The sequence below is a fragment of the Streptomyces rhizosphaerihabitans genome, from assembly GCF_025399795.1.
GTDB classification, from domain to species: Bacteria; Actinomycetota; Actinomycetes; order Streptomycetales; family Streptomycetaceae; genus Streptomyces; species Streptomyces rhizosphaerihabitans.
This window is the reverse complement of sequence record NZ_JAODTZ010000102.1, coordinates 1-13,355: the sequence shown is the minus strand read 5'-3', so window position 1 is coordinate 13,355 and position 13,355 is coordinate 1. Positions and strand designations below refer to the sequence as shown.

Below are 13,355 nucleotides of genomic sequence, written 5' to 3'. Positions count from 1 at the left end.
GAGCCGGGCAGGCCGCCCACGACGCCGCCGCGCAGGCCGCCGCCAAGGCCGTTCCCGCCGTCCCCCAACAGTCCGGCGGCTCGGCCCCCGTGGCCTCCGGGGCCGGCGGCGGCCAGCCCTCCTGGGCCCAGCAGGTGCACCAGCTCGCGGGTGACCCGGCCGAGGAGGGGCAGCGGGTCCCGCAGTGGAAACCGCCGGTCGACGACGTGTTCCAGGCGGCCGCGCGCCGGCACTCGGAGGCCCGGCCGGCCGGGCTCGGCAGACGGCTGGCCGCCCGGCTGGTGGACACCGTCGTCCTCGCCGGAGTCACCGCGGCGGCCGCCGTGCCGCTGGGCGCCAGGGCGGTCGACCACGTCAACGAGAAGATCGACGCGGCCAGGCTGTCGGGGGAGCAGGTCACCGTCTGGCTTCTCGACGGCACGACCGCCTCCTGCCTCGGCGCCGTCCTCGCCGTGCTGCTCCTCTTCGGCGTCCTCTACGACGTCCTGCCCACCGCCAAGTGGGGCCGCACCCTGGGCAAGAAGCTGTGCGGCATCGAGGTGCGCGACATAGAGGGTCACGAACCGCCGTCCTTCGGACGGGCGCTCGCCCGCTGGCTCGTCCTCAGCGTGCCGTGCCTGCTGCTCGTCGGTTTCGTCGGAGTCCTGTGGTGCCTGTTCGACAAGCCCTGGAACCAGTGCTGGCACGACAAGGCGGCGCACACCTTCGTGGCGGGGCCGGCCCGGTAATCCCGTCCCCCGGACGGCCCTTCGCCGGATGCGGAGCCGGGGGGTTCGCGGTCGACTCGGGCCATGAGCAGCGAACCGCCGCCCCCGGGCCCCGGCAGGCCACCGGACGACGACCCGTTCAAGAAGCAGCCCCCGCCCGCCGAGGGGACGGGTTCGCCGTACGACCCGCCGCCTCCGTCCGGCGGCCAGACCCCGCCCTACGGCAGTCAGCCGCCCCCGTTCGAGGGCGGCGGCCCCTACGGCGAAGGCGGCGGACCTCATGAGGGGGGCGGCGACCCCTACGGCGGCGGCGGTCCCTACGGCGGCGATCCGCTCGCCGGGATGCCGCCGCTCGCGGACAGCGGGAAGCGGGTGCTGGCGAGGATCCTGGACATGATCCTGGTGGGAATCGTGGCGTGGCTGCTGTCCTGGGCGTTCGGGGTCACCGAGTACAACATGGACTCGAACAAGATCGAGTACAGCAAGTCGCTCGGACAGTCCCTGGTGGTCGCCGTGCTCTACGTCTCCTACGACACCGTGATGATCAGCAAGACGGGCCAGACCCTCGGCAAGCGGCTGTTCAACCACCGCGTCGCCAACCTCGACAACGGCTCGACGCCCTCCGTGCAGACCTCCCTGGTCCGCGCCCTGGTCCTGTGGATTCCGTTCGCCTTCTGCTGTGCCTGCGTCTGGACGGCCATCGCGGGCGGCTGGAGCTTCTTCGACAAGCCCTACAAGCAGGGCCTGCACGACAAGGCGGCCAAGACGGTGGTGGTCGACGCCGGGTGACGGTGGCCGGACGGCATGGGCCGTTGGCCGGACGGCATGGGCCGGGGCGGCGACGGCGCACACACCAACGGCGGGCCCGTGGTTCACGGGCCCGCCGTTCGGGTACGAGGTCGGAGCGTCCGGGGCGCCGGCGGTCCGCCGGTCCGCTGGGAAACCGGGGTCCGCAGGCTCGCCTGCGCCGCCTCAGGGCCCCGCGGGTTCGTGCACCGGCTCGGGCACGGAGGAGACGGAGACGGAAGCGGTCTCGCGTCGCACCGGCACCCGCTCGTGGATGACGGCTGCGGCGGCGGACGGTGCGGGCTTCGGCAGCGGGACCGTCATGGCCACCAGCAGTCCGAGAGCGAGGGCCGAGAGGGCGATCAGCACGATCCCCACGCTCGAACTCGTCTGTGACAGCAGCAGCATGGCGAGGGTGGAGAAGATCACGGTGCAGGAACCGTAGGCGAGCTGTGCGGCGGTCGGACGAGGCATGGCAATCGTGTCCTCGGATGGGGGTTCTCCCCCCGGGGCCTCTCGCGATGGGGGAGGGTGCGGATAGAGATCGGGGGTGAGACAACGGTGTCGACGTGGCTTTCCGCCGACTTCCGACGCTTCGCCAATCGACTCTATTCGCCTGCATGCCCGAGTGGAACGTCCGGTAAGCGTGACCTTACCCACGGTGCCGGTGCACAGGGGGCGCACGGAGTCATCGCGTCCATCAAGTGGACGTATGGACGCGCCTGTTGGGGGGTTTCGGGGGCGTCCGGATAGCGAACGTAGGCTCCGCATAATGCACTTGCCAGGTTCAAGTCAAGATCTGTTTTTTCTTTGGTAACTCCGGTCAAATGTCGTCACTTGAATCGCGTTGCGCGCGCGGACCTCCATGACCCGGAACCCCCTCCGCGCGAACGGGCGCGGGGGAGGACATCAAGTGACCAACAGACCATGGACGTTCAGAGCGGCCGCGGTGGGCGTGGCCCTCGCGGCGGCCACCGCCACGTTCTCGACGTACGCAGTGGCGCAGGCCGACTCGGCCGGCGCGTCACCCGTCGTGAACCGTCACGACCCGCAGCCGGTCAGGAACACGGTCGACCACGACCTCGACGGCCCGCTGAGCAAGACCCAGAACGCCCAGCACCAAGAGGCGCTGAACCAGGTCATATCCGGTGACGCCAAGGTGCAGAACCGCAACGGTTCGCAGGTTGTCCAGCTGAAGAGCAAGAAGGGCAGCAGCAAGTACGTCGAGCTGGGCCGCGAGAAGACCGACAAGATCTTCACGATCCTCGTCCAGTTCGGCGACAAGACGGACCCGAAGTTCGGCGGCACCGCCGGCCCGCTGCACAACCAGATAGCCAAGCCGGACCGCAAGAAGGACAACAGCACGGCCTGGCAGGCGGATTACAACCAGAAGCACTTCCAGGACCTCTACTTCGGCACCGGCAAGAACGTCGAGTCGATGAAGAAGTTCTACGAGACGCAGTCCTCGGGCCGCTACTCGGTGGACGGCGAGGTCGCCGACTGGGTCAAGGTCCCCTACAACGAGGCCCGTTACGGCAACGACGCCTGCGGCTCCACCAACTGCCCGAGCGTGTGGAACGTCGTCAGCGACGGCGTCACGGCCTGGGTCGCCCAGCAGAAGGCGGCCGGCAAGTCCGACGCGGCCATCAAGGCGGACCTGGCCCAGTTCGACCAGTGGGACCGCTACGACTACGACGGCGACGGCAACTTCAACGAGCCCGACGGCTACATCGACCACTTCCAGATCGTGCACGCCGGTGAGGACGAGTCCGCGGGTGGCGGCGTCCAGGGCACCGACGCGATCTGGGCCCACCGCTGGTACGCGTTCGGCACCGACGCGGGCGCCACGGGTCCGGCCGACAACAGGCTCGGCGGCGCCCAGATCGGCGACACCGGCATCTGGGTCGGCGACTACACCATCCAGCCGGAGAACGGCGGACTCGGCGTCTTCGCCCACGAGTACGGTCACGACCTCGGTCTGCCGGACCACTACGACACCGCCGGCGGCGACAACTCCACCGGCTTCTGGACCCTGATGTCCTCGGGTTCCTGGCTCGGCACCGGCAAGGACTCCATCGGCGACCTCCCCGGCGACTTCAACGCCTGGGACAAGCTCCAGCTCGGCTGGCTGAACTACGACACGGCCAAGGCCGGCAAGCAGTCCACGCACAAGCTGGGTGTCGCCGAGTACAACACCTGGAACAAGCAGGCGCTCGTCGTCAGCCTGCCGGACAAGGCGGTCACGACCACGGTCGTCAACCCCGCGCAGGGCTCGACCCAGTGGTGGAGCGGCAGCGGCGACAACCTGAAGAACACGCTGACCCGGTCCGTGGACCTCACGGGCAAGTCGTCGGCGACGCTGACCCTCGACGGCTGGTACGACATCGAGGCGGGCTACGACTACCTCTACACCGAGGTCTCGACCGACGGCGGCGCCAACTGGACCGCCCTGGACGGCACGGTGGACGGCGCAGCCATCCCGCGCGACGGCAGCGACAAGCCCGCCCTCACCGGCACGGTCGACGCGTACAAGAAGCTGGCGTACCCGCTCGACGCCTACGCGGGCAAGAAGATCGACATCCGCTTCCGCTACCAGAGCGACGGCGGCGTGGCGCTGAAGGGCTTCGCGGCCGACGAGATCGGCGTCACCGCCGACGGCACCGCGCTCTTCTCGGACAACGCCGAGACGGCCGACGCCGCTTGGACCGCGAGTGGCTTCTCCCGCATCGGCGCCTCGTTCACCAAGGACTACGCGCAGTACTACCTCGCGGAGAACCGCCAGTACGTCTCGTACGACAAGACCCTCAAGGTCGGCCCGTACAACTTCGGCTTCTCGACGACCCGTCCGGACTGGGTGGAGCACTACGCCTACCAGAACGGCCTGTTGATCTGGAAGTGGGACACCTCGCAGGCGGACAACAACACCAGCCAGCACCCGGGTGTCGGCCTCGCGCTTCCGGTCGACTCGCACCCGAAGGCCCTGTGGTGGGACAACGGCACGCTGATGCGCAACCGCATCCAGGCCTACGACTCCCCGTTCAGCCTGTACCGCACGGACGGCATCACGCTGCACAGCGCGGACGTCGCCACGAAGATCCCGTCGTCGAAGGGGGTGTCGGTCTTCAACGACCACACCAGCGACTACTACGACAACCGGAACCCGACCGGCGGCGTCAAGATCACTGACACCAACACCAAGATCGAGATCGTCAAGGAGGCCAAGGACGGCTCCACGATCTCCCTCAAGGTCGGCCCCGCAGTGAAGTAGTCGGCATTTCCGCAGGTCAAGAGCGTATCGGCGGCAACCCCTGGCGGGTTGCCGCCGATCGTGTTTAGGTGCGTCCTGTGCCCGGCTTATTGACACCGATTCACACGGGGGTGTGACCGCATGGCCGCAGGAGGTTTCTGCAGACTGCCGAACGGCAGCGTCGTAGTGGCGCTGAACCTGCCCAGCCCGGCGGGTTCCGGCTACGGCTGCCTGCGGTTCCTGGTCGTCGCCCAGAACCGGGCCCGCGCCCTGACCCGGCTGCGGAACCTGGGCCTGCGCGCCGTCTATCTCCGGGGCAACGCTGCCCCGCCCACCCCCGACGAGATCACCGCGGTCCTGCACCACCCCGACGGGCTCATATGGCGCACGGCACCCGACGCCGGTGTCCCCGACGGCAGCGTCATCGGCAGCGGTGTCCCCGAGCTCCCCCAGGAGCTGTGGCACCCGATCAGGACGCTGATCAGACGCCCGGCACCGCAGCCGTGACGCCGCGGTAGGGGCTGGGTGCGACCCGGTACGACCCGGTGTGACCTGGTATGACTCGGTGTGACCCGGTGACCCGGTGACCCGGTGACCCGGTGACCCGGTGACCCGGTGACCCGGTGATCCGGTGCGGCTGGTGAGCGCTCGGTGTGGCCCGGTGCGGCTCCGAGTGGCCGGCGGCGCGGTTCGGCCGCACCGACCCGATGCCGCGGTCCGGCTACACCACGGGCTTGCCCGTGAGCTCGACTCCGGCGGCGCGCAGCTCCTCCAGCGCGCGTTCCGTCGTCTCCTCCGCCACCTTGGCCGTCAGGTCGAGCAGGACGGTCGTGCGAAAGCCCTGTCGCACGGCGTCCAGGGCGGTCGCCCGGACGCAGTGGTCGGTCGCGATGCCGACCACGTCCACCTCGCCGATCCCGCGGGCGCGCAGCCAGTCGCCCAGCGCCATCCCGTTCTCGTCGGCGCCCTCGAAGCCGCTGTACGCCGCCGCGTAGGCGCCCTTGTCGAAGACGGCGTCGATCGCGCCGGAGGCGACGGCCGGGGCGAAGTTCGGGTGGAAGCCCACACCCTCCGTGCCGGCCACGCAGTGCGCGGGCCAGGAGTGCACGTAGTCGGGGTTGTCGGCGAAGTGGCCGCCGGGGGCGATGTGGAGATCGCGGGTGGCGACGACATGCCGGTAGCCGGCGGGAGCCTGCCCGATCAGCTCCGTGACGGCGGCGGCCACATCGGCGCCCCCGGCCACCGCGAGGCTGCCTCCCTCGCAGAAGTCGTTCTGCACGTCTACGACGATCAAGGCGCGGCGCATGGGCGGTGTCCTTCGGCTATGGGTGCGGCAGACAAGGGTGCGGGCCCGGCCGTTGAACTTCCGAGCCTAGAGACTTCAAGGGCTTTGCGGGAGGGGCTATTCGGCTTCCACGGCCCGCGCGGGCACGCTGCCGTTGCATTCCCGCTCACCGGAGGTTCATGCGCGGCGTCACTCCCGCACCGGCCGTCCCGCCCGCCCCGCGTGCCTCAGACGTATTCGGTGGGAAGCACCGGCTCGCCGCGCGACAGCTGGGTCGCCGACAGCGGCAGCCGGGCGCGCGCGGCCGCGTGCCGGTCGCGTACGACATCGAGCGGCTCGCGGGACAGGACCTGTCCGCCCTTGACCAGCTGGACCAGAAGCTGCTGGTCGGCCAGCTCGCCCGGCACCGGACCGACGCCGATCACCTCGGCCTCGGCGACCCCCTGCTCGTCCAGGCGCCGCGCGGCCCACTTGCGGCCGCCGATGGACGTCTTGCCGCCCGTGGACTTCTTGGCCACCGGCTCCAGCGGTGCCTTCGGGTCGGCCGACTCGGCACGGGCGACCAGTTTGTAGACCATCGAGCAGGTCGGATGGCCGGATCCCGTCACCAGCTGGGTGCCGACGCCGTACGCGTCCACGGGCGCCGCCGCCAGCGAGGCGATGGCGTACTCGTCGAGGTCGGAGGTCACGACGATCTTCGTCCCGGTCGCGCCCAGCTCGTCGAGCTGCTGGCGCACCCGGTGGGCGACGAGCAGCAGGTCTCCGGAGTCGATGCGCACCGCGCCGAGCCCGGTACCGGCGACCTCGACGGCCGTCCGGACCGCCTCGGCGACGTCGTAGGTGTCCACGAGCAGCGTGGTGCCGCGGCCCAGCGAGTCCACCTGGGCCCGGAAGGCGTCCCGCTCGTGGTCGTGCAGGAGGGTGAAGGCGTGCGCGGAGGTGCCAACGGTCGGGATGCCGTAGCGGAAGCCGGCGGCCAGGTCGGAGGTGGTGGTGAACCCGCCGATGTACGCGGCCCGCGAGGCGGCCACCGCGGCCAGTTCGTGGGTGCGCCGGGCGCCCATCTCGATCAGCGGCCGGTCGCCCGCGGCGGAGGCCATCCGGGAGGCGGCCGCGGCGATGGCGGAGTCGTGGTTGAGGATCGAGAGGATCACCGTCTCCAGGAGCACGCACTCCGCGAAGCTGCCCTCGACCCGCAGGACGGGAGAGCCCGGGAAGTACGCCTCGCCCTCGGGGTAGCCCCAGATGTCCCCGCCGAAGCGGTACGAGGCGAGCCACTCGAGGGTCGGCTCGTCCACGATCCCGCGCTCGCGCAGAAAGCCGAGGACGTCCTCGTCGAACCGGAAGTTCTCGACCGCGTCGAGGACGCGTCCGGTGCCCGCGACGACTCCGTAGCGCCGTCCTTCGGGCAGCCGCCGGGTGAAGACCTCGAAGACCGAGCGCCGCTCGGCGGTCCCGGCCGCGAGCGCGGCCTGCAGCATCGTCAGCTCGTACTGGTCCGTGAAGAGCGCCGTCGAGGGAACGCCCACCCGTCTTCCGCCACCATCCTTCTGGGGAAGCGCTTCGCGCCCTTCTTCTTCCGGCAGCCCAAGGTCCGCTGTGTTCATGGCAGGGATCGTACCCCCATCTCGTCACTTTGACGATTTCTGATGGCCCCGGTGATTCCCGGCGGGCCGGCCCCCGTTTCGGCACCCTTTTTCGGGGTGCGTTTGTGCGGGTGCCCCCCTCTGGTGGCAGCATGGGCGATGTGACGGCTCCCGCACCTCTAGAGATCGAGAAGACCGAGTCGGCGGAGGAGGTCTTCGCCGTACCCGAGCCGGACGTCCCCTGGGTCACGATCGTCCACAACGACCCGGTCAACCTCATGAGCTATGTGACGTATGTCTTCCAGACGTACTTCGGCTACTCCAAGGACAAGGCCACCAAGCTGATGATGGACGTTCACCACAAGGGCCGGGCCGTCGTCTCCAGCGGCACGCGCGAGGAGATGGAGCGCGACGTGCAGGCCATGCACGGCTACGGTCTGTGGGCCACCCTTCAGCAGGACCGGAAGTAGCCGGCCCCCTGTCAACCGACCGCCTGCAGGACCGGAAGTAGCGAACTCACTCCATGCCTGGACACTTCGAACCGCTCCCCGGCGGCGGCGCGGCCGTCGCGCTCGACGAGGTCGAGATCTCCATCATCCGCTCCCTCGCCGTCCAGCTCCTGGAGCTCATCGGTCCCGGCCCCGCGGAGAACGCCTCGGCCGACCCGCTCGCCGAGCTGTTCGCCGAGGGCCCCAGCGAGCCGCCGAGCGACCCGGTGCTCAAGCGCCTGTTCCCGGACGCCTACAGCGGCCCCGGCGTCGAGGCCGGCTCGCCCGAGCAGGCCGAGGAACAGCACGCCCGCTCCGCCGAGTTCCGCCGCTTCACCGAGAACGACCTGCGCGCCGGTAAGCGCGAGAACGTCCTCACGGTGATCCGCTCGCTGGACGGACTGACGCTCGGCGGCGACGGCGGAGCGGTCCTCAAGCTGACCGCCGCGCAGTCCGAGCAGTGGCTGCGCGCCCTGAACGACCTGCGCCTCGCCATCGGTTCGCGGCTCGACGTCGTCGACGAGGAGGACACCGACCTCCTCTACCGGCTCCCCGACGAGGACCCGCGCAAGCCGATGGTGATGGCGTACCTCTGGCTGGGCGGCCTCCAGGAGACCCTGGTCGAAACCCTTATGCCCTGAACTATCGGGACATGACACCTCTCGCGGTCGCTCAGCGGACGCTCAAATCCGGATAACGATCATGTCACCGCAACCGCGCCCTTTGGGGCGCGGTTCGACGTTTTGTCCGGTTCTCCCTGTGGTCTGCGCAACACGACCCTCAACCGATCAACGCCGCCGTCGTGATAGATCTTCACGACCGCCCGGCAGGACCACCCATGTCCCGCCGGGTGCGCCACCGAGCCGGCGGACCGCCGGCCAGGCACAGCTCCACCTATCCGGGGGGATCGGAAACCGATCCGAAGCCAAGGGACTGGCTCGGACCGGTATGGAGAAAGGCGCATCAACGTGACCTCATCGCAGGTCGGCAAGCAGTACGACGGCAGTGAGGCCGTGGGCGGCGACGCCCCCGAAGAGGGGTACGAGCGCGGGCTCGGCAGCCGTCAGGTCCAGATGATCGCGATCGGCGGCGCCATCGGCGTCGGCCTCTTCCTGGGAGCCGGGGCGAACATCGCCAAGGCGGGCCCCAGCCTCATCGTGATGTACGCCCTCGCGGGCGTGATCATCTTCTTCATCATGCGGGCGCTCGGCGAGCTCCTGCTCTACCGCCCGGTCTCGGGTTCCTTCGCGGAGTACTCCCGCGAGTTCCTCGGACCGTTCTTCGGCTACTTCACCGGCTGGACGTACTGGCTGATGTGGGTGGTCACCGGCATGGCCGAGCTCACGGCCGCCGCGATCTACGTCCACTACTGGTTCCCCGCGATCCACCAATGGGTGACGGCACTGGTGTTCCTGGTCGTCCTGTTCGTGGCGAACCTGATCTCCGTGAAGCTCTTCGGCGAGATCGAGTTCTGGTTCTCGATGGTCAAGGTCACCGCGCTGATCGGCATGATCGTCATCGGCATCGGCGTCCTCACCTTCGGCTTCAGCTCCGCCGGTGACACCGCCTCCGTCAGCAACCTCTGGCAGTTCGACGGCTTCTTCCCCAACGGCATCGGCTCGTCCCTGATGACCCTCCAGGGCGTCATGTTCGCCTACCTCGCCGTCGAGCTCGTCGGCGTCACGGCGGGCGAGTCCGAGGACCCCGAGAAGACGCTCCCGAAGGCCATCAACACGCTCCCGTGGCGCATCGCCCTCTTCTACGTCGGCGCCCTCACCGTCATCCTCTGCGTCGTGAAGTGGACGGAGTTCGCGCCAGGCGTGAGCCCCTTCGTCCAGGCCTTCGCGAAGATCGGCATCCCGGCCGGCGCGGGCATCGTCAACTTCGTGGTCCTCACGGCCGCCCTGTCCTCCTGCAACTCGGGCATGTACTCCACGGGCCGCATGCTGCGCAACCTCGCCGACAGCGGCGAGGCCCCGAGGGTCTTCAGCAAGCTGTCCTCGACCAAGACGCCCGCCCTCGGCATCACCATCTCCGTGCTCTTCATGGGCATCGGCGTGATCCTCAACTACGTCGTCCCCGAGAAGGCCTTCGGATACGTCACCTCGGTGGCCACCGCGGCCGGCATCTGGACCTGGCTGATGATCCTGATCAGCCACATCCTCTACCGCCGCGCGGTCGACGCCGGCCGGCTGCCGGCCTCGTCCTTCCCCGCCCCGGGCGGCGCGAAGTGCAGCTGGGTCGCCGTCGTGTTCCTCCTCTTCGTCACCGGCCTCATCGCCTACGACTCCGAGTCCCGCATCTGCCTCTACGTGATGGCCGTCTGGGCTGCCGCCCTGGCCATCGGCTGGGCGATCCTCAAGACGCGCAACCCCCAGGTCACCCAACGCCGCGAGCCGGAACTCGAGACGATCGGCTGACCGCCCCAAGGACGTCCGGCCACTCCGGTCACCGCTCAGGACGTCCGGCATACGGGCCGTCCCGTACCACGCCTCGGTACGGGACGGCCCTTCTGTCTATCCTGACCAGCATGCTGACCATCACCGAGGCCCTGTTCGACCAGATCGTCGCGCACGCACGCCAGGACCACCCCGACGAGGCGTGCGGCGTCGTCGCGGGACCCGCGGGCACCGACCGCCCCGAGCGGTTCATCCCGATGCTGAACGCGGCCCGCTCGCCCACGTTCTACGAGTTCGACTCCGGCGACCTGCTCAAGCTCTACCGCGAGATGGACGACCGCGACGAGGAGCCCGTCGTCATCTACCACTCGCACACCGCGACCGAGGCCTACCCCTCCCGCACCGACCTCTCCTACGCGAACGAACCGGGCGCGCACTACGTACTGGTCTCGACGGCGGACAGGGACGACGCCGGCCCCTTCCAGTTCCGCTCGTACCGGATCGTGGAGGGCGAGGTCACGGAGGAGGAGGTCAAGGTCGTGGAGAGCTACTGATCTCACGCACCGATCAAAAAGCGTCCGGAATGCGAGATCACACTCCGGGACCCGTACCGGGAATCGATACGATGAGCCCATGGTTTCCCACGACGTGAGCGAAAAGACGCCGGGCATGCTGCTCGTGGCGCGGCTGCACGTCGATCTGTGCAGGCTGCAGAGCGCCATCTGTACGCGCTGACCTGCCGCCGCCGTACGGCCGAGAGCCGCGGCACCGCAACCGGCGTGCCCCCTGCCTTGCCCGCGCTGCCGCGCGTCTTCCGACCTGATTTTCCTTCCGACAGGAGCCCGCAACCATGGCCATCGAGGTCCGCATCCCCACCATCCTCCGCACCTACACCGACGGCGAGAAGGCCGTCGAGGGCGGCGGGGCGACCCTTGCCGAGCTGTTCACCGACCTCGACACCCGTCACGCGGGCATCCGGGCCCGGATCGTGGACGGCGGCGAGCTGCGCCGCTTCGTCAACGTCTACCTCAACGACGAGGACGTCCGCTTCCTCGACGGCATCAACACCAAGCTGACCGACGGTGACAGCGTCACGATCCTGCCGGCCGTCGCCGGCGGCATGGTCTGATCGGCCGCTGGTCTCCGATGCGCTACGACTCCCCGCTCGCCGCGGTGGGCAACACCCCTCTGGTGCGCCTGCCGCGGCTCTCGCCGTCCGCGGACGTCCGTATCTGGGCGAAGCTGGAGGACCGCAACCCGACGGGTTCGGTGAAGGACCGACCGGCCCTCCACATGATCGAGCAGGCGGAGAAGGACGGCCGTCTGACTCCGGGCTGCACGATCCTGGAGCCGACCAGCGGCAACACCGGCATCTCACTGGCCATGGCGGCGAAGCTCAAGGGCTACCGCATGGTCTGCGTGATGCCCGAGAACACCTCGCAGGAACGCCGTGAGCTGCTCGGCATGTGGGGCGCCGAGATCATCCCCAGCCCGGCCGCCGGCGGCTCCAACACCGCCGTCCGCGTCGCCAAGGAACTCTCGGCACAGCACCCGGACTGGGTGATGCTCTACCAGTACGGCAACCCGGACAACGCCGGTGCCCACTACGCCACGACGGGCCCGGAGATCCTCGCCGACCTCCCGTCGATCACCCACTTCGTGGCGGGCCTCGGCACCACCGGCACCCTCATGGGCGTCGGCCGCTTCCTGCGCGAGCACAAACCGGACATCAAGATCGTCGCCGCGGAGCCGCGCTACGACGACCTGGTCTACGGGCTCAGGAACCTGGACGAGGGCTTCGTACCGGAGCTGTACGACGCCTCCGTCCTCACCACCCGCTTCTCCGTCGGCTCGGCGGACGCGGTCACCCGCACCCGGGAACTCCTCCAGCAGGAGGGCATCTTCGCGGGCGTCTCCACCGGAGCCGCGCTGCACGCCGCGATCGGCGTCGGCAACAAGGCCGTCAAGGCCGGCGAGTCCGCCGACATCGCCTTCCTGGTCGCGGACGGCGGCTGGAAGTACCTGTCGACGGGCGTCTACACGGCGGCGACGACGGAAGAGGCCATCGAGACCCTGCACGGACAGCTCTGGGCGTAGCCCGGACAACCAGGCCGGCTGGACCGGAGGGCGCGGGGACCGATCACGGACCCCGCGCCCTCCGGCTTTTCCACCCGGACGAGGAGCAGACTCCGGGACACCGCTTCCGCCCTGCGCGGGAGGGCGCTCGCCTCCGCGGGAGGGAAAGCCGGGGGCATGGCCCATGCGGGAAGGGGAGGTGCCCCGCGGGGGGAGGGAAGCCGGGTGTCGCAGTTCCTGCGGGGGAGGGCACTCGCCTCCGGCGGGAGGGAAAGTGGGGGGTGTCATGGCCCTCGGGGGAGGGGGCTTGTCTCCGGCTGGGGGAGCCGGGTGGTCCGGGCCCTGCGGGGGGAAACGCAAGGCCGGCCGGTGTGAAGCGAAAGCGGGTGGTCCGTCCTCGGCGGAAGAAGCCCGTGCTCGGTCGGAGGGGAAGCACGGTCGGAGCGAGCCCGCACCCGCGCGGAGCGGGCGTCGGCTCAGCGGGCCAGGTAGCGGACCTGGTCCCACAGGATCGGGTCGACCACGCCGACCCGCCGCCGGAAGTCGCCGACCGGCACTTCGCGCAGCTCGTCCGTCTCCAGGAAGCTCGGCCGCCCGTGGGCGTCCCCCACGGCCCCCGGAGGCAGCGGGATCACCCCGGGCCGCTCGTCGTGGTACTTGCTGGTGATCTTCGCGACGGTCACCCGTTTCCCGCGCACCACCAGCACCAGACACGGCCGGTCCTTGGCCCCCGGCCCGTCCTCGTAGGGGACGTTCGCCCACCAGATCTCCGCCGCCCGCG

The 13,355-nt window shown here is 69.6% G+C and carries 15 protein-coding genes; 11 read left to right on the top strand and 4 right to left on the bottom strand.

What is annotated here, in order from left to right:
- Both N4G66_RS44040 and N4G66_RS44035 read left to right on the top strand, forming a co-directional pair.
- A partial coding sequence (locus N4G66_RS44040; RefSeq protein WP_261709956.1) for an RDD family protein occupies nt 1-728 on the top strand: 728 nt, incomplete at its 5' end.
- A 63-nt stretch (nt 729-791) separates the two neighbouring features.
- Entirely contained in the window at nt 792-1,496 is a 705-nt protein-coding gene (locus tag N4G66_RS44035; protein WP_261709955.1) for an RDD family protein, read from the top strand.
- A gap of 183 nt (nt 1,497-1,679) precedes the next feature.
- On the opposite strand, the gene N4G66_RS44030 is transcribed toward N4G66_RS44035, so the two are convergent.
- Nucleotides 1,680-1,967 carry a hypothetical protein gene (locus tag N4G66_RS44030; protein ID WP_261709954.1) on the bottom strand — a complete coding sequence of 96 codons (288 nt, stop codon included), beginning with the start codon at nt 1,965-1,967 and terminating at the stop codon, nt 1,680-1,682.
- Between the two features lie 439 nt (nt 1,968-2,406).
- Here N4G66_RS44030 and N4G66_RS44025 point away from each other — a divergent pair, with 439 nt between their 5' ends.
- Both N4G66_RS44025 and N4G66_RS44020 read left to right on the top strand, forming a co-directional pair.
- Complete coding sequence (locus N4G66_RS44025; RefSeq protein ID WP_261709953.1) at nt 2,407-4,761, top strand: immune inhibitor A; 2,355 nt, start codon at nt 2,407-2,409, stop codon at nt 4,759-4,761.
- Nucleotides 4,762-4,881: 120 nt separating this feature from the next.
- Entirely contained in the window at nt 4,882-5,247 is a 366-nt protein-coding gene (locus N4G66_RS44020; RefSeq protein ID WP_261709952.1) for a hypothetical protein, read from the top strand.
- 214 nt (nt 5,248-5,461) lie between these two features.
- Here N4G66_RS44020 and N4G66_RS44015 read toward each other — a convergent pair whose 3' ends face one another.
- Entirely contained in the window at nt 5,462-6,046 is a 585-nt protein-coding gene (locus N4G66_RS44015) for an isochorismatase family protein (protein WP_261709951.1), read from the bottom strand.
- Between the two features lie 206 nt (nt 6,047-6,252).
- The gene (locus tag N4G66_RS44010; RefSeq protein WP_391858990.1) at nt 6,253-7,632 is read right to left on the bottom strand and encodes a nicotinate phosphoribosyltransferase; all 1,380 of its coding nucleotides are present in this window, start codon (nt 7,630-7,632) and stop codon (nt 6,253-6,255) included.
- A 131-nt stretch (nt 7,633-7,763) separates the two neighbouring features.
- On the opposite strand from N4G66_RS44010, the gene clpS reads away from it, so the two are divergent.
- The 7 genes from clpS to N4G66_RS43980 all read left to right on the top strand — a co-directional run bounded on the left by clpS (nt 7,764) and on the right by N4G66_RS43980 (nt 12,595).
- Nucleotides 7,764-8,081 (top strand): ATP-dependent Clp protease adapter ClpS, encoded by a 318-nt coding sequence (clpS, locus tag N4G66_RS44005; RefSeq protein ID WP_037619207.1) that lies wholly within the window; start codon nt 7,764-7,766, stop codon nt 8,079-8,081.
- Nucleotides 8,082-8,134: 53 nt separating this feature from the next.
- Nucleotides 8,135-8,740, top strand: coding sequence for a DUF2017 domain-containing protein (locus tag N4G66_RS44000; protein ID WP_261709950.1), 606 nt, complete (start codon nt 8,135-8,137; stop codon nt 8,738-8,740).
- 327 nt (nt 8,741-9,067) lie between these two features.
- Entirely contained in the window at nt 9,068-10,519 is a 1,452-nt protein-coding gene (locus N4G66_RS43995; protein ID WP_261709949.1) for an amino acid permease, read from the top strand.
- Between the two features lie 110 nt (nt 10,520-10,629).
- A complete protein-coding gene (locus N4G66_RS43990; protein ID WP_261709948.1) occupies nt 10,630-11,052 on the top strand; it encodes a M67 family metallopeptidase in 423 nt (140 codons plus the stop codon).
- A gap of 79 nt (nt 11,053-11,131) precedes the next feature.
- The gene (locus N4G66_RS45810; protein ID WP_315903768.1) at nt 11,132-11,233 is read left to right on the top strand and encodes a putative leader peptide; all 102 of its coding nucleotides are present in this window, start codon (nt 11,132-11,134) and stop codon (nt 11,231-11,233) included.
- A gap of 115 nt (nt 11,234-11,348) precedes the next feature.
- Nucleotides 11,349-11,627: a MoaD/ThiS family protein gene (locus N4G66_RS43985; protein ID WP_261709947.1), complete on the top strand. Its 279-nt coding sequence runs from the start codon at nt 11,349-11,351 to the stop codon at nt 11,625-11,627.
- Between the two features lie 17 nt (nt 11,628-11,644).
- A complete protein-coding gene (locus N4G66_RS43980) occupies nt 11,645-12,595 on the top strand; it encodes a PLP-dependent cysteine synthase family protein (protein ID WP_261709946.1) in 951 nt (316 codons plus the stop codon).
- 455 nt (nt 12,596-13,050) lie between these two features.
- On the opposite strand, the gene N4G66_RS43975 is transcribed toward N4G66_RS43980, so the two are convergent.
- Nucleotides 13,051-13,355, bottom strand: a 305-nt coding sequence (locus tag N4G66_RS43975) for a type II toxin-antitoxin system PemK/MazF family toxin (protein ID WP_261709945.1), incomplete at its 5' end; no start/stop codon positions are given.

Excerpts from the sequence above, each read along its gene's own strand:
- N4G66_RS44035 (WP_261709955.1), top strand. The coding sequence starts at position 792 with ATGAGCAGCGAACCGCCGCCCCCGGGCCCCGGCAGGCCACCGGACGAC.
- N4G66_RS44030 (WP_261709954.1), bottom strand. The coding sequence starts at position 1,967 with ATGCCTCGTCCGACCGCCGCACAGCTCGCCTACGGTTCCTGCACCGTG.
- N4G66_RS44020 (WP_261709952.1), top strand. The coding sequence starts at position 4,882 with ATGGCCGCAGGAGGTTTCTGCAGACTGCCGAACGGCAGCGTCGTAGTG.
- N4G66_RS44015 (WP_261709951.1), bottom strand. The coding sequence starts at position 6,046 with ATGCGCCGCGCCTTGATCGTCGTAGACGTGCAGAACGACTTCTGCGAG.
- N4G66_RS44010 (WP_391858990.1), bottom strand. The coding sequence starts at position 7,632 with ATGAACACAGCGGACCTTGGGCTGCCGGAAGAAGAAGGGCGCGAAGCG.
- clpS (WP_037619207.1), top strand. The coding sequence starts at position 7,764 with ATGGGCGATGTGACGGCTCCCGCACCTCTAGAGATCGAGAAGACCGAG.
- N4G66_RS44000 (WP_261709950.1), top strand. The coding sequence starts at position 8,135 with ATGCCTGGACACTTCGAACCGCTCCCCGGCGGCGGCGCGGCCGTCGCG.
- N4G66_RS43990 (WP_261709948.1), top strand. The coding sequence starts at position 10,630 with ATGCTGACCATCACCGAGGCCCTGTTCGACCAGATCGTCGCGCACGCA.
- N4G66_RS45810 (WP_315903768.1), top strand. The coding sequence starts at position 11,132 with ATGGTTTCCCACGACGTGAGCGAAAAGACGCCGGGCATGCTGCTCGTG.
- N4G66_RS43985 (WP_261709947.1), top strand. The coding sequence starts at position 11,349 with ATGGCCATCGAGGTCCGCATCCCCACCATCCTCCGCACCTACACCGAC.
- N4G66_RS43980 (WP_261709946.1), top strand. The coding sequence starts at position 11,645 with ATGCGCTACGACTCCCCGCTCGCCGCGGTGGGCAACACCCCTCTGGTG.